This window comes from Desulfuromonas thiophila, assembly GCF_900101955.1.
Lineage (GTDB): Bacteria > Desulfobacterota > Desulfuromonadia > Desulfuromonadales > Desulfuromonadaceae > Pseudodesulfuromonas > Pseudodesulfuromonas thiophila.
This window is the reverse complement of sequence record NZ_FNAQ01000014.1, coordinates 37,059-60,403: the sequence shown is the minus strand read 5'-3', so window position 1 is coordinate 60,403 and position 23,345 is coordinate 37,059. Positions and strand designations below refer to the sequence as shown.

Genomic DNA, 23,345 nt, shown 5'->3' with positions numbered 1-23,345 from the left:
CAGCGTTGAGAAAGGAATTGCCCGAGGGCTATCCCTGCGTATGGATCACGGCACCCAGTACCTCTCAGACCATTTTCAGAACCAGATCAAGTTCTGGGGGATCACTCCCAGCTTTGCCTTTGTTGCCGAACCCCAGACCAATGGAGTTGCCGAACGGTTCAACCGCACCTTGAAAGAGCAGGCCATCTATGGCCGGGTTTTCCGTAACATCACCGACGTTCGCGAAGCCGTGAAGACCTTCGTGGAGCTTTACAACAGCGAATGGCGTGTTGAGAAAAACGGCTTCAGATCACCTGATGAAATCCGTCAGGCGGCGTAAGCTAAACTTGTGTCCAGGGAACCGGTTCCGCTACAATCGGAAGAAAAATAAAATCATCATCCGATAAAGGAAACATGCATCAGATAAAGACAGAAGAAGGCGAGACAATAAATCTGTATCGAAATGGGACACTTCAAATTCAAGCAAGTCCTGCTTTAAAGTCAAAATTTGAGGAAGATTACAACCAATATTCTGGCTCAACTTCACCCGCACCAAGTCCAGCCGGTACATCTACAGGTCAACCTGCATTAGAAAGTATGGTGGCACCAGCTACTTCCAAGCAAGTATTTGTTGTACATGGGCATGATGAAACAGCTAGAGAACAATTAGAGCTAGTGCTTCATAAACTCGGAATAGATCACTTTGTTCTTCAAAATAGTGGCGGTGGTGGCTTAACAATAATCGAATCCTTAGAGGCAAAGATTGGTCAAAACTCAACTGCAACCTCTTTCGGTATAGTGCTAATGACGCCCGATGATATGGGTTACGCACAAAGTCATGGCCCTGATTCAATTCAGCCTAGAGCGCGGCAAAACGTAGTACTGGAAATGGGAATGTTAATTTCATCTATTGGCAGGAGGAATATGGCAATTCTAGTAAAAGGCCATATTGAAAAGCCGTCTGATGCTGATGGCATCCTATATATTCCTTTCAATAATCACGTTAAGGAAACGGTTCCTAGGCTGGCAAATAGATTAAAAGAGTCAGGCTTTGTGTTAAACCCAGATAAAGTTGCACACGCATCAAGTTGATACATAACAAGGCCATCAAATTCGCTCCCTTCGGTCGCCGGACGCTCGCAAGCTCGCGCCGTTTATGGCAGCGTTATGCCTTGAAAATTGAGGAGCAAGATGACTGAAACAATAAGAAAAGTTGCTTATTGTCCGCACTGCGGAAACAAGGCGCCTCAAAGACTTATCCACTCTCAAAATTACTATGAGAAATCATGGTCGATTTCCGATAACTCAGTAGACGAGCATCCGTGGGGAACCTTTGTTGCTGTCTGTGAAACATGTGGACACATATTGCTTTACGATAATCCCCTCGCTCAATTTGAGGAAAGGCAATTTCATACCGGTGGTCTCGAATTCCCAACATCGGGAAAGCTCCATAAATCTGTACCTAAATTAATCGCCGCAGTCTACGAAGAAGCCTTCAGAATAAAATCAATTGCACCAAACGCATTTGCCGTTCAGATCAGAAGAGCCCTTGAGGCCGTCTGTGACGATCGTGGTGAAAAAAAGGGGACTCTTCAGGCAAAAATTAACAAATTAACTGAAAAAGGCGAAATACCGAAGGTCCTCTCAGAGGCCAGTGATGTTTTGAGGCTGCTAGGAAATATTGGCGCACACGGTATAAATGAATCGGTTCATCAACTACAAGCTTTCGCCCTCGATGATTTTTTCAAGGTGATCATCGATTATGTTTATGTTGCTCCGAGTAAACTCGAAGACTTCAAGAGCAAAATGGAAAAGTTCCAAAAACAAGAAGAATTAGAGGGGAAAAGTCAAGAGCAGGCATAACCATGGCATCAAGCGGACGGAAAATAGCTGGGTGCTTCCCGAAAAACATAAATAAATTGCGGTAATAGGCCTAACCATCGCGCTGCCGCCGCTTATTATCACCGTTAGCAGGCAGGAACTAACTGATGGAAACCAATCATTCAGAAGCAATCAACAATGCCCTAACCATTCTAAGCAAAAAGCGTGATGAGACTCTTGACTTATGCATGCAAATGCTTTCAGTCGATAACCAAAATATGTATCCCGTAGACCTTCTTGCCATAGGAGCGGCAAAACGTTCCTTGAGCACAAGCGCGGGTTTTCGCAATTTAATTGAATCATTGAATATGACATGTGCCCGATCCGTATTGAGAATGCAAATTGATACCTCACTGCGCTTTTCTGCCATATGGTTGGTTGATAATCCCCACTCATTTGCAAATGAAGTGATTTCCGGAGCACATATTCGAACAATCAAAGATAAAAATGGCCAAAAAATGACCGATGCCTATTTGGTTAAAACCCTCTCTCAGAAACATCCTTGGTTGAAAAAGGTCTATGAGAATTTGTGTGGCTATATCCACTTTTCAGAACAGCATCTTTTCAGCTCAGTTCAAAGTGTTGACGATGAAACACGCTCATTTGAGTTTGCGATTACAGACGAGGACAGCAAATATCCCGAGTCCTCATGGCTGGAAGTAATTGAGTGTTTCAATGAAGCAACGGACATTTTTTTAAGTTACCTGGCTGGTTGGGTTGTAACTAAGGGAAATCCGGAAGGCGTTGCTAACCACGCGCTACACTCGGACGGGTGAGTCAGGGGCGGTTCACGTTTAGGTTTCTGCTAGGCCGGCCCGTCCCGTCGCCGCCGGTGAGCACAACGTTAGAAGCAGCGGGGACCTACAAATAACTGCAAATGACTATTTGCGGTCATTTCTTGGCTTATTTAAGCAGAAGCACCAAGTGCTCAAGGAGCTTGCTCATTCACTACTTCGGGCCTTAGCTGATAAAGACCCGATCTCAGATCTCCGCCAGGATGCCAGCGGTAGCCACGTTGAGGCAATTCCGGTAGACGAAGTGTTCAGAAAAAAGAAATTCAATGTGGCCATGGAGGGTGCAGCCCGAAAAGTGTGCCCGGTCAGACGCCTGAGCAACCAAATCCTTGCTGAAAAGGAACGAAGAATGATCCGAAACGCATTGAAAAACAGCCTTCGTGGGCGATTGTCAGCTATGCTGCTGTTGACGATTGTTCTGGCCATGCTGGTTGCGGGCTGCGGCGATTCCTCGTCTTCTTCTGACGGCGCCGATCGGCAGACAACGGACTATTCCGTGCAAACCCACTGGCTGAAGGTGCCGGAGACCACCGACAAGGAGGTGGACGTTTTTTACCTGTACCCGACGGCCTGGGCAAAAACGGCCCCCACCGATGCCAACATCGCTGAAATTGACAATGCCTCGATGCTGGCGGGCTCCGCCGCCGCCTATGCCCGTCAGGCGACAGCGTTTGAGCCGGTCGGCAATGTCTATGCCCCCTACTATCGTCAGGTCGATGCGGCCTATTCCCTGGCGTTGCCGGCACAGGAGCGCGACGAATTGCTGGCCAGCGTTCCGGCGGCCGATGCCGAGGCCGCTTTGGACTACTACTTCAAGCATTACAACAACGGCCGACCGTTTTTGCTTGTCGGCCACTCGCAGGGGTCCAACGTTCTGATTCTGCTCTTGGCGGATTACTTTAAAAACCATCCGGAATACCTTGAACGGATGGTTGTGGCCTACGTCATCGGCTATTCCGTAACAGCGGATTTCCTGGCGGCAAACCCGCATCTCCACTTTGCCCAGGGGCCGGACGACACCGGTGTCATTGTGTCCTACAACACCCTGTCCCCCACGGTGGACAGCGATAACGTCCCGTTTCTGCTGCCGGGCGCCCTGGCCATCAATCCCATCAGCTGGACATTGGATGAAACTCCGGCCGCCGTCGAGGAGGGGCTGGGTTCGTTCCTGCCGGACGCTGATGGCGTCTTTCAGCAGGTGCCCCAGTATGCCGATGCCCGCGTTGACACATCGAATGGCGTGGTGCGCTGCGCCACCGCCGTCGATGACGAACTGCGGCTGAGCAGCGCCGGGGTCTATCACTCCTATGACATCCCTTTTTACTACTTCAACCTGCGCGCCAACGCCGCCAACCGGGTAGAGCACTATTTCGACGCCCAGTAGAATGGCTTGAACAATGGGAGAGAAAGGCAATGAGCATGGATGATTTCAGGCTGTTGATCGACCTGCACCAGCAGGGCCAGCGGCAGGGACCGGGCGCAGAGGCCGAAACGGAACGGGCGCTGCAACTGGCCCGGATCGACCGGACGGCGCCGCTGCGGATTGCCGACATCGGCTGCGGCACGGGCGCCTCCACCCTGGTACTGGCCAGGCTTCTGAACGCCCGGATCACGGCGGTGGATTTTCTGCAGGACTTCCTTGAGGTGTTGAAGGACAGGGCCGAACGTGCCGGGCTGGCGGAGAAAATAGCTCCTCTAGCCTGTTCGATGGACAACTTGCCTTTTGCCGACAAGGAGCTGGACGTGATCTGGTCGGAGGGCGCCATCTACAACATCGGCTTTGAAAAAGGCGTGGCCGACTGGCGCCGTTTTCTCAAAACGGGCGGGCTGCTGGTCGCTTCCGAGATCACCTGGCTTAGCGATAGCCGGCCGCGGGAACTTGAGCAGCATTGGCAGCACGAATATCCCGAAATTGATGTGGCCTCGGCCAAAATCCGGGTTCTTGAAAAACACGGCTATGTGCCGCTGGGCTACTTTGTTTTGCCGCAATACTGCTGGCTGGACCAGTATTACCGCCCCCTACAGGCACGTTTTGCAGACTTTCTTCAGCGCAATGGCCACAGTGAAGAAGCCCGCGCGATTGTGGCGGCCGAACAAGACGAAATTGACCTGTACGAACGCTACCGGGACTACATCAGCTACGGGGTCTATATCGCGCAAAAAACCGCCTGACAGGCACAACGAACCCTGTTACGCGAACAGCCCCGCCGGGGGTGATCCGGGCGGGGCTGTGGTGTTTCTGGCCGACAGGCGACCGCTCAGGCCGGAGTCCAGTAGCAGCGTTTGGGCGAAACGATCCGGCCTTCCTTTTTCAGCCGGGTCATGGCCTTGTCGACCTCCTTGCGGTCAAGGCCGCCAAGCTCGGCAATCTTGCCGGCATTGAGGGGTTCGCCCTGGGCGCGCAGCACCTCCAGAACCTTGTCGGTGATCTCCATGGTCATCCTCCTTGTCACAAAGGTTGAAAACGGCCGGCAGTTGCTGATGACGGACGACCCTGCCCTGCCCCGCCCTGCTGTGCCCAGCTGGCCCTCAGCCACTGCCGCGTTCGGCCAGATAGGCGTCCAGCACCGGCCAGTCGGCGTCGGCCCAGTCAAGCTGCGCCAGCTCGTGCGGCCACAGCCAGCGCACGGCGGCATGTTCGTGCAGAACCGGGGTGCCGGCCGTCAGCAGACAGATAAAGGGGTACAGCGTGACACGAAAGCCGGGGTAGTCATGCCAGACGCTGGGCAATGCCTTGCCAACGGCGATCTGGACGCCCAATTCTTCCATCAGTTCGCGCCGCAGGCAGTCCTGCGGTGTTTCGCCAGCATGGATCTTGCCGCCGGGGAATTCCCATTTCAGCGGCAGGCTCATGGTCGGGCCGCGCTGGGCGGCCAGAACCCGGCCGTCCTGTTCGATCAGGGCGCAGCTGACCTGCAGGTGCGGGCGCGTCGGCACCTACTTCAGCGCCACAATGCGCTGCAGGCTGGCCTGCAGCAGCGTCAGTTTTTCCTGCGCGGCGGCCAGCTTGGCGCGGTCCTTCTCCAGCACCTCGGCCGGGGCATTGGCGACAAACTTCGCGTTCGACAGTTTTTTACTGAACAGATCAACGTCCTTTTGCACCTTGGCGATCTCCTTGGTGAGGCGCTTTTCCTCCTCTTCCAGATTGATCAGGCCGGCCAGCGGCAACAGAATTTCCACCGAGCCGGCCAGCTGCTTGGCGGCTTGGGGCGGCTGGACCAGGCTGACGCCACAGGTCAGCTCCTCCACCCGCGCCAGAGCGCGGATGTAATCGGCGGCATCCTGCATCAGCGTCAGGCTGGCGCTGTCGCGGCAATCGAGCAGAGCGCTGATCTTTTTGGCCGGCGGCACATCCATTTCGCCCCGAATGTTGCGGATGGCGCGGATGACCTCCATCACCTGCTCCATGCGGGCGCTGGCCTCGGCATCCTGCGGCAAGCCCTCGCCCTGGGGGTAGGCGCAGCCCATGAGGAAGGCGCAGGGCCGCTGGCCCGGCAGGCTGTGCCAGATTTCCTCGGTGATGAACGGCATCAGCGGATGCAGCAGGCGCAGCAGCCGCTCCAGCACGGTCGCCACCACGGTCTGGGCGCTGAGTCTGGCGGCGGCATCGTCGCCGTAGAGGGCGCCCTTGATCAGCTCGATATACCAGTCGCAGAAGGCGTGCCAGGTGAAGCTGTACAGCACACTGGCGGCTTCGTTGAAGTGGTAGCCCTCCAGCGCGGCGTTGACCTCGCGCTCCACCGTCGCCAGCCGGGTGAGAATCCAGCGATCGGCCAGGGACAGGCTCAGTGCGTCCCAGTCGGGCTTGGCCGGCGGGGTGAAGTCTTCCAGATTCATCAGGGCGAAACGGCTGGCGTTCCACAGCTTGTTGCAGAAGTTGCGGTAGCCGCCGATGCGCTCGGTCGACAGCTTGATGTCGCGCCCCTGGGCGGCGAAGGCTGCCAGGGTGAAACGGAAGGCATCGGTGCCGTATTCCTCGATCACCGTCAGCGGATCGATGACATTGCCCTTGCTCTTGCTCATCTTCTGGCCCTGGGCATCGCGCACCAGGGCATGAATATAGACATCCGTGAACGGCACCTGGCCCATGAACTTCAGGCCCATCATCATCATGCGCGCCACCCAGAAGAACAGGATGTCGAAGCCGGTGACCAGACAGGAGGTGGGATAGAACTTGTTGAGGGTTTCGCTCTGCTCGGGCCAACCCATGGTCGAAAACGGCCACAGGGCCGAGGAAAACCAGGTGTCGAGCACGTCGGTTTCCTGGCGCAGATTGCGGCTGTGGCACTTGTAGCAGCAGCTGGCATCCTCGCGCGATACGGTGATCTCGCCGCAGTCGTCACAGTACCAGGCCGGAATGCGGTGGCCCCACCAGATCTGGCGGCTGATGCACCAGTCCTGGATGTTGTACATCCATTCGTAGTAGGTCTTTTCCCAGTGCTGCGGCACGATGCGGGTGGCGCCGCTTTCCACCGCCTTGATGGCTTCCTTGGCCAGCGGCTGGACATTGACGTACCACTGCAGGCTCAGGTACGGCTCGATGACGGTCTTGCAGCGATAGCATTCGCCGACGGCGTTGAGGTGTTCCTCGACCTTGTCAAGCAGACCGAGGGCGGCGAGATCGGCCACCACCTTGTCGCGCGCGGCATAGCGCTCCAGGCCCTGATAGGCGCCGCCATTTTCGTTGATGATGCCGGACGGATCAAGAATGTTGATATTGTCCAGGTTGTGGCGCTTGCCCATTTCGAAGTCATTGAAATCGTGGGCCGGGGTGATCTTGACCGCGCCACTGCCGAACTCCTTGTCGACGTAGTCATCGGCGATGATGGGGATCTCGCGGCCGGTCAGCGGCAGTTCGATCATCTTGCCGACCAGATCGGCATAGCGTTCGTCCTCGGGATGCACCGCCACGGCGGTATCGCCGAGCATGGTTTCCGGCCGGGTGGTGGCGACCACCAGATAGCGATTGGTGCCCTTGATGGGATAACGCAGGTGCCACAGGCTGCCCTTCTTGTCGTCGTGCTCGACCTCCAGATCGGACAGGGCGGTATGGCAGCGCGGGCACCAGTTGATCAGGCGGTTGTCGCGGTAGATCAACCCTTCTTCATACAGACTGACGAACACCTCGCGCACCGCCTTGCTCAGGCCATCGTCCATGGTGAAACGTTCGCGCTGCCAGTCGCAGGAGGCGCCGAGACGCTTGAGCTGATTGATGATCTGACCGCCGGATTCCTCGCGCCAGCGCCATACCCGCTCGACAAAGGCGTCACGCCCCAGATCGTGGCGATCACAGCCCTCGGCGGCCAGCTGCTTTTCGACCACGTTCTGGGTGGCGATACCGGCATGGTCGGTGCCGGGCATCCACAGCACCTCATGGCCGGTCATGCGCTTCCAGCGCGCCAGAATATCCTGCAGGGTATTGTTGAGGGCGTGGCCCATGTGCAGCACGCCGGTGACATTGGGCGGCGGTATGACAATGGAATAATGGGGCCTGGGGGAATTTTCATCGGCATGAAAACAGCCCTGCCGCTCCCATTGCTGGTACCAGCGGGTTTCAAACGTCTGCGGCTCGTAGCCCTTTGCCAATTGTTCTGCCATGGTCAATCTCGTTTCGTCGAAGAACGGGGCATGGCCCCGGAATCCAAAAAATCCGCGCTCTTAGCGCACAAAAAAGGGGATTTTAGCAATCCCCTTTCGTGGCGTCAATGCCCGCCGGCAGCGGGCGTGGCGCTACCTGTCGTTCAGGCGTCGCCGGACTGGCGCCGCAGACGGTCCATCTCGTCGCGGATCATGCGTTCCGCCAGGTCGGGCACCACCTCCCACACCACCTTTTCCACCTGCGGCGCCGCCAGCCGTTCGATGACCGCACCGGCAACCCGCTCGACAATCTCCATCAGCTGTTCGTCGCTGAGGAAGGCAACGCGCTTTTCGACCCGCTCGGGCACCGCGCCATAGGCTCCCTCGGCAACAATCTGCTCTTCCTTCAGGGCCATCACGCCCTCCTCTGCCACAGCGGCCGGCGGCTGCGGCAGGTCGGCGGCAAAAGCGTCCAGCGAGGGCAACTCGTCGGCCAGAGCCGGCGGTTCAACCGGCGCAGTCACTGCCACAACCGGCGCAGCTGCCGCCACCTTCACGACAGGGGTCTCCGCGGCCGGCGCGGCGGGTGACGGTGCTGCGGCCTCGGCTGCCGGTGCCAGATCCGCGGCGCTGTCGACCGGAAGGTCGAAAGCCGTCGGATCAAAGGCGAAATCCCCGGCGGGCGCCGGCACGGGTGTGCTCTCATCAAGGGATTCGAAACTGAAATCCTGCGGCGCGCCGCCGCCAAACAGCTCCTCGTCAGCGGCCGCTTCCGTCGCCGCCGGCTGGGCCGGTTCAAACAACTGTTCGAAGGGCTGCTCAAACGACGGCTCGACCACGGGGGCACTGGCCGGCGGCGCTGGCGCTACGGGCGTGGCCATTTCGGCCGCCGCCTGGCTGAAGGCCTGCCGCACGCCCTCGTCGGGGGTACGGCTGGGCGAGGCCTGCCAGTCGGCGGCGGGAGCGCGTGCCAGCAGCTCGGCCACGCGGTCGATCAGATCCTGCGAACTGAAAGGCTTGGCGATCCAGCCGTCGGCGCCGGCGGCACTGGCCCGCTTTTCGTCAAAGGGCTCGAAACTGCCGGCCAGCAGCAACACCGGCACAGCGGCCAGAGCGGGATCTTGCCGCACCAGCTCACAGAGTTCATAACCGTTTTTACCCGGCATGAACACATCGGCCAGAATCAGATCGGGACGCTGCTGGCGGGCCAGCCGCAGGGCCTCATCACCATTGCCGACGGCAACCAGATCATAGGGCTTCCCGGTCAGGGTGATTTCCACCACTTTTTGTATGGTCACGCTGTCATCGGCCAGCAACAGCCTTTTATTCATGACTTCCTCCTTGCAGGCTCGGTAAAAATAGTGCGACGTGGCGCAATCATAAACGCATTGTTTTTTTCCGACAAGGCAAAGAACCTGCTCCTGCCGGTTTTTTCCGGTCGCAGGCGTACCCTGTCCGGATCAGACGGTTATATGGGCAGTACGGAAGAAACATCTCCCCAAACTCAACAACAGACTTGAACATGAAGGATATTTTCGTTGAAAAAAGCCACATCCTGTTTACTATCTCAACAATCAACCACGTGCACAACATCGGCCGGCCGTTGTTACGGCCGGTTTCCGACAACCGGATAGCACGTTCACCCCTGTTGCAAGGAGCATGGCAATGTCGAAATTACTGGAGATGGCCGTTGAAATTGTATCGGCCCATGCATCGACCTCCCGCATGAGCAAAGAAGAACTTCTTGCCGAACTGTCGGAAATTCATTCCGCCCTGAAACAACTCGACGATGGCGAACAAACGGCTGAGACCACGGAAGAATCCGTAGCCTCCAATGAACCGGCCGTGCCGCTGAAAAAGGCCTTCGGCAAGGACAAGGTCTATTGCATGATCTGCGGCAAGGGCATGACGACCCTTGGTCGTCATCTGCGCATGGTGCATGGCATGACCCCGGTGGAATACCGCAAAAAATTCGGCATTCCGCGCAGCCAGTCACTGGCGGCGAAAAACTATTCCGAGCAGCGCAAGCAGATGGCCATCGAGCGCGGTCTGGGCGATAAACTGGCCGCCGCCCGCGCCGCCAGAAAAACGGCGGAGAAATAAGCGCGCCCCCGCAGGCGCACTGCCTCCGGTAACATGACAGGCCGGCATTCCGCCCCTTTTCAGGCGAGATGCCGGCCTGTCGTCGTTGGAAGTCCCTGGCGATGGGCGACCCGCTGGAATGCCGGCTAGGCCCGCTGCCGCATTTGCGGTCCCGGCGATGCCAGCGCGGCGAGAAAGCTGTCGCCAGCCAGGGCGGTCACGCCGAAATTGGCGGCCAGGGTCGCGCCGATATCGGCAAAACTGGCGCGATCGCCCAGCGCCACAGCGGGTTGGCCGGCGCCACCACAGACCAGCAACGGCACATACTCGCGGCAGTGATCGGTACCCGGCCAGGTGGGATCGCAACCGTGATCGGCGGTCACCAGCAGCAGGTCGTCCGCTGTCAGGCTCGGCAGGAAGCCTTCGAGAAACTGATCAAAAGCCTGCAAGGCAGCGGCAAAGCCCGCCACATCGTTGCGATGCCCGTACAGCATGTCGAAATCGATCAGGTTGGTGAACAGCAGCCCGCGCTCCATGGTGGCAAAAACAGCTGCGGTGCGCGCCATGCCGTCGGCATTGCCGGCCGTCGGCCAATGAGCGCTGATGCCACGGCCACAGAAAAGATCGAAGATCTTGCCCACCGCCAGCACCGGCACATCAGCCTGCTGCAGGGCATCAAGCAGCATGGGCGGTGGCGCCATGGAATAGTCGTGACGGCCCTCCGTACGGCGGAAACCCTCAGCGACCGAGCCGACAAAGGGCCGCGCGATGATGCGGCCAATACGGTAGCGATCCAGTTGCGGCCGCAACCGGCGGCACAGAGCGTAAAGCCGCTCCAACGGCCAGATCTGCTCGTGAGCGGCTATCTGGAACACCGAATCGGTGCTGGTATAGACAATGGGACGGCCGCTGCGCAGGTGTTCCGCCCCCAACCGGCCCAGGATACTGGTACCGCTGGCAGCGACATTGCCCAGGGCCGGACAGCCGGCTTCGCGCTCGAACAAGGCCAGAATCTCCGGCGGGAACCCCTGCGGATAGGTCACGAAGGGCTGGGTCTGAATCACGCCGGCCATCTCCCAATGACCGGTGGTACTGTCCTTGCCGGCTGACCGTTCGGCCATGCGCCCCCAACTGGCCTGCGGCCGCGCCACCGGCGCCACCCCGCGCAATGGCAGGATATTGCCCAGCCCCAGCCGTTGCAGACAGGGCAGCGCCAGCCCGCCGACGGCATCGGCCACATGACCCAGGGTGTTGGCGGCGCCCCCGTCAGCGGCATCGCCATAAGCAGCGGCATCGGGCAGGGCACCACAGCCGACACCATCGAGCACAATCAACACCACCCGCCTAAACATGACCCCTCATCTCCGCCTGTTCGCGCCGCTCCAGCCACTGCCCGACAATGGCGGCCGTGGCACTGGTGCCAATGCGGCTGGCCCCGGCCGCCCGCAGGGCGTCGAACTGCGCCAGGCTGCGGATACCGCCGGCCGCCTTGACCGGCAAGCGGCCGGCGGTAGCGTCACGCAGCAGGCGCACATCAGCCGGCGTCGCCCCGGCCGGACCAAAGCCGGTCGAGGTTTTGACAAAATCGGCGCCCGCCTCCAGGGCGCAGACGGCCAAACGCTGTCTGGTGGCGGCCTCGAACAGGGCGCATTCGACAATGACCTTCAGACAGACCTGGCCCAGCAGCTGCTTAATGGCACGGATTTCTTCCGTTACAGCGGCAAAATCGCCCTGGGCCGCCCAGCCCAGCTGCAGCACCAGATCGATTTCGCGCGCGCCCTGGCGCAGGGCTTCGGCCGCCGCCGCCTGTTTGGTCGCCGGGCTGTCGTAGCCCAGCGGAAAACCGATCACCGTCGCCACCGCCACGCCGGAACCGTACAGCAGCTGCGCCGCCTGGGCCACCCGCACCGGCGGCACACAAACCGCCGCACAACCGAACTCGACGGCTTCCTCGCACAGCTGATCAATCTGCGCCGCCGTGGTGGTCGGCGCCAGCAGACTGTGGTCAATACAGACCGCCGGAGAAGCGCCGGGCTGCCCCAGCAATGAATCAGGTCCGGTAGTCGGCATTGATCTTGACGTAGTCGTAGGTCAGATCGGAGCAATAGTAGTCACAGACGCCATCGCCCTGATGCAGCTCGATGCGGACGCTGAATTCCGGCTGCTTAAGAACCGCTGTGGCCAGAGCTTCCTGCTCGGCGCCGGTGGTCAGGCCCTGACGCACCACCTGCACGGCGTCGAAAAAGATATCGACCCGATCGGGATCGACCTCGGCGCCACTGTAGCCAACGGCGGCAATGATGCGGCCCCAGTTGGCATCTTCGCCAAAGAAGGCGGTCTTCACCAGGTTCGAGGTCGCCACCGCCTGGGCCGCCTGGCGCGCCTCGGCCGCATCGCGGGCACCACGCAGCTGAATCCGCACCAGCTTGGTGGCACCCTCGCCGTCGCGCACGATCATTTTGGCCAGATCGAGCAGCACGGCATCAAGGGCGTCCTGGAAGGCCGCGGCCGCCGCTGTGCCGGGCAGAATCTCGGCCTCGCCGGCGGCGCCGTTGGCCAGCACCAGCACCAGATCATTGGTGGAGGTATCGCCATCGACACTGATGCTGTTGAACGAGCCATCGACAGCGCGCCGCAGCATCGCATCAAGCAGCTGTGGTGCCAGCCGCGCGTCGGTCAGCACAAAACCGAGCATGGTCGCCATGTTGGGATGAATCATGCCGGCGCCCTTGGCCAGCCCCAGTACCACGGCCTGCTGACCGGCCGCGTCCAGCCGCCGGGCCGCCATCTTGCTGAAGGAATCGGTGGTCATGATGGCTTGCGCCACGGCCGCCGCCTGATCCGGCGCCAGGTCGGCACAGAGCGGCGCCAGCACGGCCGTCAACCGCTCCAGCGGCAACGGCACCCCGATGACGCCGGTGGAAGCAACCGCCACCAACTCCTCGGCCAGACCCAGTTCGGCCGCCAGCGCGGCGGCACTGTGGCGCGCCACCTCCAGGCCGGCGGCACCGGTGCAGGCATTGGCGTTGCCACTGTTGACCAGCACCGCCTGACAGCGGCCGGTGGCGATACGCGGCCGCGTCAGCTGTAGCGGCGCGGCGATCACCTTGTTGCGGGTAAAGACACCGGCGCAGGCCGCCGGCACCTCGGAAACGATCAGACCGACATCGGGCCGCTGGGCCGTCGGCTTGATCCGCGCCAGGGCGCTGGCAAAGCGGAACCCCTGGGGAACGGGCAGAATCTCGGACATGGCCGGTTCACCTTTCTGCGAAACGGGGCTGCGACCGCCGTCAGCGGCCGCAGCACTTCTTGTATTTCAGGCCGCTGCCGCAAGGGCAGGGATCGTTGCGGCCAATCTTCTCTTCCTCGCGCACCGTGGGCTGCGCCTGGGCCGGCACATCGCTGCGATTGGTCATCAGGCGCTGCTGTTGCTGCTGGCGTTGTTGCTGCGCCTCCATCTGTTCGACATCGCGCTGCTGCACCAGGCGGATCAGGAACAGCTTCTGCAGCACCTCCTGGCGGATGCGGCCCATCATCTGCATGAACAGATTATAGGCCTCGCGCTTGTACTCCTCCTTCGGATTCTTCTGGGCATAGCCGCGCAGCCCGATACCCTCCTTGAGATGGTCGATGCTGAGCAGATGGTCTTTCCACTGGTTGTCGAGTACCTGCAGCAGCAGCACCTTCATCAGATGTTCCAGCACCTCGCCGCCGAACTCATCCTCGCGCTGGCGCAGGCGGGCAAACACCTGCTCCTTGAGCTGACCGGCCAGTTCCGCCGGAATCACCCGCTGCTGCGAAAAATCCGGCAATTCGGGGCGGAAGGCGAACTGGTTGAGAAAATCATCCGACAGCCCGCCGATGTTCCAGTCGGCCGGAGCCATCTTTTCGGGGCAGAAGGTCGCCACAATATCCTCGACCATTTCCTCGATGATGGCGCGATAGGTGCCACGAATGTCCTCGCCGGCGAGGATTTCACGCCGCTGACCGTAGATCACCTCGCGCTGACGGTTCATCACGTCATCGTATTCGATCAGGTGCTTGCGGATATCGAAGTTGTGGGCCTCGACCTTTTTCTGGGCGTTCTCGATGGCGCGCGAGATGATGCCGTGCTCGATGGGCTCGTTTTCGGGAATCTTGAGCTTGTCCATCACAAAGGCGACACGGTGACTGCCGAAGATGCGCAGCAGGTTATCTTCCAGACTCAGATAGAAACGGCTGCAGCCCGGATCACCCTGGCGGCCGGCCCGGCCACGCAGCTGGTTGTCGATACGGCGCGACTCGTGCCGCTCGGTACCGAGGATATACAGACCGCCGGCGGCCAGAACCTGCTCCTTTTCAGCGGCACATTCGCTGGTGAAACGCGCCTGCAGCGCGGCCAGTTGCTCGGGTTCGGCATCGGCGCCGGCCGCCGCCCGCGCCATCATCTCCGGGTTGCCGCCCAGCACGATATCGGTGCCGCGCCCGGCCATGTTGGTAGCAATGGTCACGGCGCCGAGCCGACCGGCCTGGGCGACGATCTCGGCTTCCTTTTCATGGTGCTTGGCGTTGAGCACGTTGTGACGCACGCCACGCTTCTTGAGCAGTTCCGCCAGCCGCTCGGAATTTTCGATGGAGATGGTCCCCACCAGCACTGGCTGCCCCTTGTGGTGGCAGGCGACGATATCCTCGATGACGGCGTTGAACTTCTCTTTTTCGCTCTTGTAGATCACATCGGCCAGGTCGTGGCGCTGGTTGGGCCGGTTGGTCGGTATCACCACCACGTCGAGCTTGTAGATCTCGGCGAATTCCTGCGCTTCGGTATCGGCGGTGCCGGTCATGCCGGCGAGTTTGTCGTACATGCGGAAATAGTTCTGGAAGGTAATGGTCGCCAGCGTCTGGTTCTCGCTTTCGATCTTCACCCCTTCCTTGGCTTCCACCGCCTGATGCAGGCCATCGCTCCAGCGCCGGCCCGGCATCAGCCGGCCGGTGAACTCGTCGACGATGATGACCTCGCCGTCCTTGACCACATAGTCGACCTCGTTGCGGAACAGGGTGTGGGCCTTGAGGGCCTGATTGACGTGGTGCAGCAGTTCAATGTGGCGGGGGTCGTAGAGGTTTTCAATGCCAAGAATCTGCTCCACCCGGGCCACGCCGGCCTCGGTAAGGGTGGCGCTTTTGGCCTTCTCGTCGATGGTGTAATCGCCGGTGAATTCGCGCAGGGTCTGGCCCAGCTTGCCGGCATCGCGGTGTTCGATCACCTGGCCACGGGTCAGGCGGGGAATAACGGTGTTGACCCGGTAATACAGATCGCTGGAGGCCTCGCTGGGACCGGAGATGATCAGCGGCGTGCGCGCCTCGTCAATCAGGATGGAGTCGACCTCATCGACAATGGCGTAGGCCAGCGGCCGCTGCACATAGTCGGCCAGGTCGAACTTCATGTTGTCGCGCAGATAATCGAAACCGAACTCGTTGTTGGTGCCATAGGTGATATCGCAGCGATAGGCCGCCTTGCGCTCGGCATCGCTGATGCCATGCACCACGCAGCCGACGGTAAGGCCGAGAAAACGGTGAACCCGCCCCATCCATTCACTGTCGCGACGGGCCAGATAATCGTTGACCGTCACCACATGCACGCCCCTGGCCGGCAGGGCGTTCAGGTAGGACGCCAGGGTCGCCACCAGGGTCTTGCCCTCGCCGGTTTTCATCTCGGCGATCTTGCCGGCGTGCAGCACCATGCCACCAATGAGCTGAACATCGAAGTGGCGCATGCCCAGCACCCGGCGGGCGGCCTCGCGCACCACGGCAAAGGCTTCCACCAGCAGATCGTTGAGGGATTCGCCCTGCGCCAGGCGCTGGCGGAATTCGACGGTCCTGTGCTGCAACGCCGCATCATCCAGGGCGGCGGTTTCCTCTTCAAGGGCGTTGATGCGGGCCACGGTGGCTCGCATCTTTTTGATTTCACGGTCGTTCTTGGTGCCGAACAGTTTTCGCGACAGACTGCGGATCATGCGGCTCTCCAGGACTGGACTCCCACCCCGGCGAACATCGGCCGCTGGCGGGAGGTGGCTGTGGGACGGCTCGAAAAAAACAGTGCAACGTAACACAACCGCCCAAGGGGGAACAAGGGCCAGTCCGGCAAAAAAAACACCGCCGCTTCCCTGGCGGGATGCGGCGGCGTGGCGCTCTTTTGCGATGGATAACGACGGGCGGGGATCAGGCCGTTTCGATGGCGGCGGCCTCCTCCAGTTGCAGTTCGCGAATCGCCATCTCACGCAGCTTGAATTTCTGGATCTTGCCGCTGGCGGTCATCGGATATTCATCGACAAAGCGGACGTAGCGCGGAATCTTGTAATTGGCAATGCGCCCCTTGCAGAACGCCTTGACCTCGTCTTCCGTCAGCTGCACACCCTCCTTGATCTTGATCGCAGCCATGACCTCCTCACCGAACTTGCGGTCGGGCACGCCATAGACCTGCACATCGGAAATCGCCGGATGGGTGTAGAGAAATTCCTCGATCTCGCGCGGGTAGATATTCTCGCCACCGCGGATGATCATGTTTTTGATGCGGCCGGTGATCTTGCAGTAGCCGTTTTCGTCCATCACCGCCAGATCGCCGGTATGCAGCCAGCCATCGCCATCGATGGCGGCGGCGGTGGCTTCGGGCATCTTGTAATAACCCTTCATCACATGATAGCCACGGGTACAGAGTTCCCCCTGCTTGCCGGGCGGCAGGGTGGCGCCGGTTTCAATATCGACAATCTTGACCTCGACATGGGGCAGTGCCCGGCCAACGGTGGCCACCCGCAGCTCAATCGGATCATCGGTGCGGGTTTGGGTGATGACCGGCGAGGATTCGGTCTGACCGTAGGCGATGGTGATCTCGGTGGCGTGCATGTCGCGGATCACCCGCTTCATCACCTCGATGGGGCAAGGCGAACCGGCCATGATACCACTGCGCAGACTGGTCAGATCGTACTTGTCAAAGGCCGGGTGCTCCAGCTCGGCAATGAACATGGTCGGCACGCCGTGCAGAGCGGTGCAGCGTTCCGCCGCCACGGTTTTCAGCACGGCCTCGGCACTGAAGGTTTCCACCGGCACCATGGTCGAACCATGGGTAACGCAGGCCAGCACCGCCAGCACGCAGCCGAAGCAGTGAAAGAACGGAACCGGAATGCACAGACGGTCCTGCTCGCTGAAGCGCATGCACTCGCCGATGTTGTAGCCGTTGTTGACGATGTTGTGGTGGGTCAGCATCACCCCCTTGGGAAAGCCGGTGGTTCCCGAGGTGTACTGCATGTTGATGACGTCCTGCGGATCAAGCGTCGCCTTGACCTGGGCCAGTTGCGCCGGGCTGACCTGATCGGCCAGGGCCTCAAGTTCGGCAAACGCCAGCATGCCGGCCGGCGCGCCGCCGCCGATGAACACCACCTGCTTCAGGTACGGCAGCCGGGCGCAGGCCAGTTGGCCCGGCCGTGATCCGGCCAGTTCGGGCACCACCTCGTTGAGGGTGGCCACATAGTCGGTATCCTTGAAGCCCTGCACCAGAAACAGGCAGGTGGCATCCGACTGTTGCAGGATGTATTCCAGTTCGCTCGACTTGTAGTTGGTGTTGACCGTCACCAGCACCGCCCCCATCTTGGCCGTGGCGAACTGCAGCACCACCCACTCCGGCACATTGGTGGCCCAGATGGCGACATGGTCGCCCTTTTTCACCCCCAGCGCCAGCAGACCACGGGCGATGCGATCGCAAAGGGCATCGAATTCGGCATAGCTGTAGCGCAGGCCGCGATCCGGGTAGACCAGGGCATCGTTGGCAGGAAAACGGCGGGCCATCTCTTCGAGCATGCCCCCGACCGTGACATCGAGAATACTGGACATGGACAGATTCCTCCCGGGCCATGTTTCATCGGCCCAAACTAAAGATTTGATCAGGATAAAATACTGATTTTAAAACGCTTTTTCACTAACACAGGGCGAGCGGCAGGGTCAAACGAAAAAACGGCCCGCGTCTAGCGCTGGGTCTTGGCCGCCAGCATGCGCCGGCAGGCATTGACCAGCACCGAGGAAATGCCCCGGCTTTTGGCCAGCACGCGGATATCCTTGTCGTTGAGCGTGGCCAGAAAACGCAGGGCCTGCGGCAGGGGGGTGCGCGGATGCTGCACCAGGGCGTGACGGATGGCGTAGTTTTTCAGCCATTCACGATTGAGGAGAATCGGCCGGATCAGCTCGTCGCTGGCGCTGCGGTTCTGCGTCAGCAGCAGAATCTCGCCTTCGGTAATCCGCGGATTCTGCAAAACGGCGGTGCTGACCTGCTTGTTGCTGTCCCGCAGCAGGATGGTGCGCCACTCCTTGTCTCCGGTCATGGCCATCTTGATCTTTTCGCCAATGCCCAGTTCCTGCGCCAGCTGCTGTTTGCTGCTGATGGCCAGGGCCTCGTCCTCAGCCTCTTCGGCAGTAAAAACCGCCTCATCCTCCAGCAGCGCGGCTGACGCAGTCCCTGCAGCAGCCGTACCGCCCGTTTCCTGCGGCTGAACACCGCTGGCCGACAGCCGCTCGCGGGCCTGCTGCCGCATGGCCTCGGTGGCCTGCGTGTTGTGCAGCACCGCCTGCAACTCCTGCGGCCGCAATTTAAACGGGCAGATACTGTCGAAGAAGAAGCTCAGCACCTCGTAGCTGCAGTGACCGAACAGGCGTTGCCAACTTGAAACAGGCACGACCGGATTGCTGCGCAGCAGGATGACGGTACCCAGATCGTCGGCCCGCACCCGCAGCACAAAATCGAACAGCTCGGGCGGCAGGTGGCTGTCCTGCAACAGCGGCTTAAGGGCCATGGCCGTGCTGGCGCGCAGGGCGGCTTCGGCCTGGCCGCACAGCGCGACATCATCCTGCCGGCAGATGCAGAACCACAGCAGCAGCTGATCGCGCATGTCCAGCGCCAGCTGACCGCGAACGGCCTGCTGGCGCTGGCTGGTGCTGGTGGCGGGGTCGAGCAGACGGGCAACGGCGGCGGATAGCTGCAGTTGCCCGTCCAGGGAGGAATCCGGCGAAGTCAACAATCAGTCTCCGGCATTGCGTTCCGCCAGGACTTTGGCGGTCAGGTGCGACGGCACCTCCTCGTAGTGGGAAAACTCCATGGTGAACAGACCCCGGTCCGAGGTCATCGAGCGCAATTCAGGGGCATAGCGCAACACCTCGGCCATGGGCACCTGAACAATCACAGCCTGGCTGCCGGCCTGGGGTTCGACCCCCAGCACCCGACCACGGCGCGAATTGATATCGCCGATGACATCGCCGATGCAGTCGTCCGGCACGATCACCTCCATCTGCATGATGGGTTCAAGCAGCACCGGCCGGGCCTGCTCCATACCCTTCTTGAACGCCATGGAACCGGCAATCTTAAAGGCCATTTCCGATGAATCGACGGAATGGTGCGAGCCGTCGAACAGTGTCACCTTGACATCGACCACCGGATAGCCGCCCAGGGTACCCTTGGCCATGGCCTCCTGGATGCCCTTGCTCACCGCCGGGATGTACTGGCGCGGAATCACGCCGCCGACAATGTTGTCGACAAACTCGTAGCCGCCACCGGCCGCCAAAGGCTCCAGTTCGATCCAGACATCGCCATATTGGCCGCGCCCGCCCGACTGCTTCTTGTATTTGTTCTGCAGCCGCGCCTTGCCACGAATGGTTTCACGATACGGCACCTTGGGCGCCTGCAATTCGACCTCCACGCCATACTTGCGTTTGAGCCGTTCCACCGCCACCTCGATATGCACCTGCCCCATACCGGAGAGAATCATTTCGTGGGTCTGCTCGTCGCGGCTGATCTGCAGGGTCGGATCTTCCTCCATCAGTCGCTGCAGACCGGTATGAATCTTGTCCTCGTCGGCCTTGCTGCAAGCCTTGAGGGCAAAAGAGATCACCGGCTTAAGCTGCAGAATGCTGTCGAACCGCACCGGATCGGTGGAACTGCACAGGGTGTCGCCGGTAGCGGTATGCTTCATCTTGGCCACGGCAACAATATCGCCCGCCTTGGCCTCGGCGATGGGCACCTGTTTCTTGCCTTCAAGCACATAGAGTTGGCCGACGCGTTCGTCCTGTTCGCGGGTGGCGTTGTAGACACTCGAATCGGACTTGAGGGTGCCGGAATAGATGCGGAACAGGGTCAGCTTGCCGGAGAAGGGATCGTTGATGGTTTTGAACACCATTGCGGAGAACGGCGCCTGCGGGTCGGGCTGCCGCTCCACCATTTCGTCGCTGGCAGGGCGGGTACCGATCTGCACGCCCTTGTCCACCGGCGATGGCAGGCAGTGAACGATGTAATCGAGCAGCTGGCGCACCCCGATATTGGCGGTGGCGCTGCCACAGAGGACCGGCGTGAACACACCGGTGAGGGTGCCCTCGCGCAACCCCTGGAGAATATCCTCACGCGAGAGATCCTCGTTTTCCAGGTATTTCTCCATCAGGCTGTCATCGGCATCGGCCACCGCTTCAAGCAGCAGGGCACGCAGGCGCTGGGCTTCGGCCAGGTATTCGGCGGGAATGTCTTCCTCGCGGTAGGTGCCTTTTTCATCGAACTGAAACAGCCGCGCCCGCATGTTGACCAGATCGATGATGCCCCGGAAATCGCCGTCCTGTCCCAGCGGCATGTTGACCAGCACCCCACGGCAGCCAAGCATCTTCTCCATGTCGTCGACGGCGCGCAGGCAATCGGCCCGTTCGCGATCAAGCTTGTTGACAAAGGCGATCAGCGGCACCTCGTATTCCCTGGCCCACTGCCAGATCTTCTGGGTCTGGGCCTTGACACCGCTGATGGCCGAAACGATCAGCACCCCGCCACCCAGCACCCGCAGGCAGTTGCGGGTATCGTGGAGAAAGTTGGAATAGCCCGGCGTGTCGACCAGATGCAGGCTGTGATCCTTCCACGGGCAATGGTGCAGACTGGAGCTGATGGTGATTCGGCGCTTGATTTCCTCCGGCTCGAAATCCATGTTCGAGGTGCCGTCATCCACCTTGCCGAGCCGGTCGGTCATGCCGGTATTAAACAGCATGGCCTCCACCAGGGAGGTTTTGCCGGCGCCGCCATGGGCGACAATCCCTACATTGCGAATCGATGTCGTCTCCTGTTGTGCCATGGTCGCTCCTTTCGTTCCTGTCGGTTGAAGAAGGTCTTGCCACAGATCGCACGAAATCGGACTTTTTTCGGCCGTTGGCCGTTGTAAACCTCAGGGATTGAGCTGATGCAACAAAAACAGACCATCGAGGGTCAGCAGATCGTCCACCTCCTCGATGGTCTCGGAAACGCCGGCAATCTGGCGCGCCAGGCCGCCGGTGGCCACCACCTTGGGCGTGGTCGCCACCTCGCGGGCCATTCGGCGGACAATGCCATCCACCAGCCCGGCATAGCCGAACAGCAGACCGGCCTGAATGCTGTGCACCGTGTTTTTCGCCACCACCTGCGGCGGCGGTTGCAGGGCCACGCGTGGCAGCTTGCTGGCATGATCGTGCAGGGCATTGGCGGAAATGGCCAGCCCGGGCGCGATGGCGCCGCCCTGGTAGCTGCCGGCCGGGCAGATGTAGTCGAAGGTGGTAGCGGTGCCAAAATCGACCACGATAAGGCTGCAGCGGTGCTTATGGTAGGCCGCCACGGCGTTGACGATGCGGTCGGCGCCCACCTCCTGCGGATTGTCGTAGCACAGGGTCATGCCGGTTTTCATCTGCGGCCCGACCAGGCCAGGCTCCAACGCGAAATAGCTGCGACATAGGCGCTGGAGGGTATCGAGCAGCGGCGGCACCACACAGGAAATCATCACCGCCCGAACCTGCTCCAGCCGCAAGCCCTGCAGGGCAAACAGGTTGCCGAACAAGACGGCGTACTCGTCGGCGGTACGCGCCTTGTCACTGCGAATCCGCCAGCTGTGCTTGAGGGCTCCGGCGGCGTACAGCCCCAGAACCGTGTTGGTATTGCCGACATCGATCACCAGCAGCATGTGCACCTCGCAAGACCACAGCGGACAACAGCAGACATGAACAGCTCCTTGATTTCAGTGATTTGAGGCAACAGGCGGCCAGGGCCGCACATCGCCGGCATAAACGGGGTGAATATCTCCGGCCGCCGTGCGCAGCAGCAGCGCGCCATCCTCGGCCAGTCCGGCCACCGTGCCATAGAGGATTTCGCTGCCGCAATCAACCTGTACCGACCGGCCGGTCAGATCGCACAGGGCCTCCCAGGCCAATCGCAGAGGCGTGAAACCACTGCGCTGCAGCAGCAGATAGAGCTGTTCAAGCTCCTGAAACAACAGCTGGGCAAAGTGAACCCGGTCAACAGGCCGGCCCGTCGCCAGCAGCAGCGAGGTGGCCGGATACCGCAGATCAGCGGAGAACTGGTCGGCGGTCATGTTGAGGTTGACGCCAATGCCGACAATCAAATGGTGAATACCCTCGGTTTCGGCGCTGAGTTCGTTGAGCAGGCCAGCCAGTTTGTGCCCCTGCAGCAGCACATCGTTGGGCCATTTGAGCTGAACCTGCAGACCGCTGATCTGCTCGACGGCACGGGCCACCGCCACAGCGGAAAGAAAGGTCAGCTGCGCCGCCTGGTTGAGCGGCACCTGGGGCCGCAGTACCAGCGAGGCATACAGGTTCACGCCGGCCGGCGAACGCCAGCTGCGCCCCAGCCGGCCACGGCCGGCGCTCTGTTCCTCGGCCAGCACCACCAGACCCTCCTCGGCGCCCGCTCGCGCCAGCTGGCTGGCCCGTTCATTGGTCGAATCGATACAGGCATGGTAGTCGATCTGGCGGCCGACAAAGGCGGTGGTCAGGCCGGCATCGATGGCCGCCGGCAACAGCCGGTCGGGGCAATGGCGCAGGCGGTAGCCACGGGCGGTCTGGGCACAGATATCGAAACCGTCATGACGCAACGCCTCAATGTGCTTCCACACCGCCGCCCGGCTGATCCCCAGCCGGCTGCTGATCTGCTGGCCCGACAGACAAGCCTCTCCGGCTTCAAGCAGCAGCTGTACAATGGCGTGGCGCATCCCCGGATCAGCCATC

Annotated in this window: 20 protein-coding genes; 7 read left to right on the top strand and 13 right to left on the bottom strand. The window is 60.5% G+C overall.

The genetic code is table 11. The annotated features are described in order from the left end of the window. From BLR80_RS10330 to BLR80_RS10305, 6 genes are all read left to right on the top strand, one after another. On the top strand, positions 1-319 hold a 319-nt coding region (locus BLR80_RS10330; protein WP_143012132.1), incomplete at its 5' end, for an integrase core domain-containing protein. Positions 320-393: 74 nt separating this feature from the next. Beyond that, entirely contained in the window at positions 394-1,071 is a 678-nt protein-coding gene (locus BLR80_RS10325; protein ID WP_092079647.1) for a TIR domain-containing protein, read from the top strand. 99 nt (positions 1,072-1,170) lie between these two features. Beyond that, on the top strand, positions 1,171-1,842 hold the full coding sequence (locus BLR80_RS10320; protein WP_092079644.1) for a DUF4145 domain-containing protein: 672 nt from the start codon (positions 1,171-1,173) through the stop codon (positions 1,840-1,842). Between the two features lie 125 nt (positions 1,843-1,967). After that, positions 1,968-2,636, top strand: a complete 669-nt coding sequence (locus BLR80_RS10315) for a hypothetical protein (protein WP_092079641.1) — start codon at positions 1,968-1,970, stop codon at positions 2,634-2,636. 367 nt (positions 2,637-3,003) lie between these two features. After that, the gene (locus BLR80_RS10310; RefSeq protein ID WP_171906414.1) at positions 3,004-4,038 is read left to right on the top strand and encodes a DUF3089 domain-containing protein; all 1,035 of its coding nucleotides are present in this window, start codon (positions 3,004-3,006) and stop codon (positions 4,036-4,038) included. Positions 4,039-4,073: 35 nt separating this feature from the next. After that, the gene (locus tag BLR80_RS10305; protein ID WP_092079638.1) at positions 4,074-4,826 is read left to right on the top strand and encodes a class I SAM-dependent methyltransferase; all 753 of its coding nucleotides are present in this window, start codon (positions 4,074-4,076) and stop codon (positions 4,824-4,826) included. Between the two features lie 86 nt (positions 4,827-4,912). On the opposite strand, the gene BLR80_RS10300 is transcribed toward BLR80_RS10305, so the two are convergent. From BLR80_RS10300 to BLR80_RS10285, 4 genes are all read right to left on the bottom strand, one after another. Continuing rightward, positions 4,913-5,089 (bottom strand): MarR family transcriptional regulator, encoded by a 177-nt coding sequence (locus BLR80_RS10300; protein ID WP_092079635.1) that lies wholly within the window; start codon positions 5,087-5,089, stop codon positions 4,913-4,915. A 94-nt stretch (positions 5,090-5,183) separates the two neighbouring features. Next, entirely contained in the window at positions 5,184-5,591 is a 408-nt protein-coding gene (locus BLR80_RS10295) for a (deoxy)nucleoside triphosphate pyrophosphohydrolase (RefSeq protein ID WP_092079632.1), read from the bottom strand. Beyond that, on the bottom strand, positions 5,592-8,252 hold the full coding sequence (locus tag BLR80_RS10290; protein WP_092079629.1) for a valine--tRNA ligase: 2,661 nt from the start codon (positions 8,250-8,252) through the stop codon (positions 5,592-5,594). Between the two features lie 143 nt (positions 8,253-8,395). Further along, positions 8,396-9,562 (bottom strand): response regulator, encoded by a 1,167-nt coding sequence (locus BLR80_RS10285; protein WP_092079626.1) that lies wholly within the window; start codon positions 9,560-9,562, stop codon positions 8,396-8,398. 334 nt (positions 9,563-9,896) lie between these two features. Between BLR80_RS10285 and BLR80_RS10280 the strand changes: the two genes are divergently transcribed. Then, complete coding sequence (locus tag BLR80_RS10280; RefSeq protein WP_092079623.1) at positions 9,897-10,334, top strand: Ros/MucR family transcriptional regulator; 438 nt, start codon at positions 9,897-9,899, stop codon at positions 10,332-10,334. Positions 10,335-10,459: 125 nt separating this feature from the next. On the opposite strand, the gene BLR80_RS10275 is transcribed toward BLR80_RS10280, so the two are convergent. The 9 genes from BLR80_RS10275 to BLR80_RS10235 all read right to left on the bottom strand — a co-directional run bounded on the left by BLR80_RS10275 (position 10,460) and on the right by BLR80_RS10235 (position 23,344). Further along, the gene (locus BLR80_RS10275) at positions 10,460-11,665 is read right to left on the bottom strand and encodes a phosphopentomutase (protein ID WP_092079620.1); all 1,206 of its coding nucleotides are present in this window, start codon (positions 11,663-11,665) and stop codon (positions 10,460-10,462) included. Further along, the gene (gene deoC, locus BLR80_RS10270) at positions 11,658-12,383 is read right to left on the bottom strand and encodes a deoxyribose-phosphate aldolase (RefSeq protein ID WP_092079617.1); all 726 of its coding nucleotides are present in this window, start codon (positions 12,381-12,383) and stop codon (positions 11,658-11,660) included. Before deoC ends, BLR80_RS10275 begins: the two co-directional genes overlap by 8 nt. After that, positions 12,364-13,563 carry a bifunctional glutamate N-acetyltransferase/amino-acid acetyltransferase ArgJ gene (gene argJ, locus BLR80_RS10265; RefSeq protein ID WP_092079614.1) on the bottom strand — a complete coding sequence of 400 codons (1,200 nt, stop codon included), beginning with the start codon at positions 13,561-13,563 and terminating at the stop codon, positions 12,364-12,366. The genes deoC and argJ overlap by 20 nt, the downstream gene beginning before the upstream one ends. Before the next feature lie 40 nt (positions 13,564-13,603). Further along, positions 13,604-16,303, bottom strand: a complete 2,700-nt coding sequence (gene secA, locus BLR80_RS10260; RefSeq protein WP_092079611.1) for a preprotein translocase subunit SecA — start codon at positions 16,301-16,303, stop codon at positions 13,604-13,606. A gap of 205 nt (positions 16,304-16,508) precedes the next feature. Beyond that, positions 16,509-18,173, bottom strand: coding sequence for an AMP-binding protein (locus BLR80_RS10255; RefSeq protein ID WP_092079608.1), 1,665 nt, complete (start codon positions 18,171-18,173; stop codon positions 16,509-16,511). A gap of 131 nt (positions 18,174-18,304) precedes the next feature. Beyond that, positions 18,305-19,351: a hypothetical protein gene (locus tag BLR80_RS10250; protein ID WP_092079605.1), complete on the bottom strand. Its 1,047-nt coding sequence runs from the start codon at positions 19,349-19,351 to the stop codon at positions 18,305-18,307. Further along, positions 19,352-21,430: an elongation factor G gene (gene fusA, locus BLR80_RS10245; RefSeq protein WP_092079602.1), complete on the bottom strand. Its 2,079-nt coding sequence runs from the start codon at positions 21,428-21,430 to the stop codon at positions 19,352-19,354. It abuts the gene before it with no gap. Positions 21,431-21,520: 90 nt separating this feature from the next. Next, a complete protein-coding gene (locus tag BLR80_RS10240; RefSeq protein ID WP_092079599.1) occupies positions 21,521-22,285 on the bottom strand; it encodes a type III pantothenate kinase in 765 nt (254 codons plus the stop codon). A gap of 54 nt (positions 22,286-22,339) precedes the next feature. Next, positions 22,340-23,344 (bottom strand): biotin--[acetyl-CoA-carboxylase] ligase, encoded by a 1,005-nt coding sequence (locus BLR80_RS10235; protein ID WP_092079596.1) that lies wholly within the window; start codon positions 23,342-23,344, stop codon positions 22,340-22,342. Between the last annotated feature and the right edge of the window lies 1 nt (position 23,345).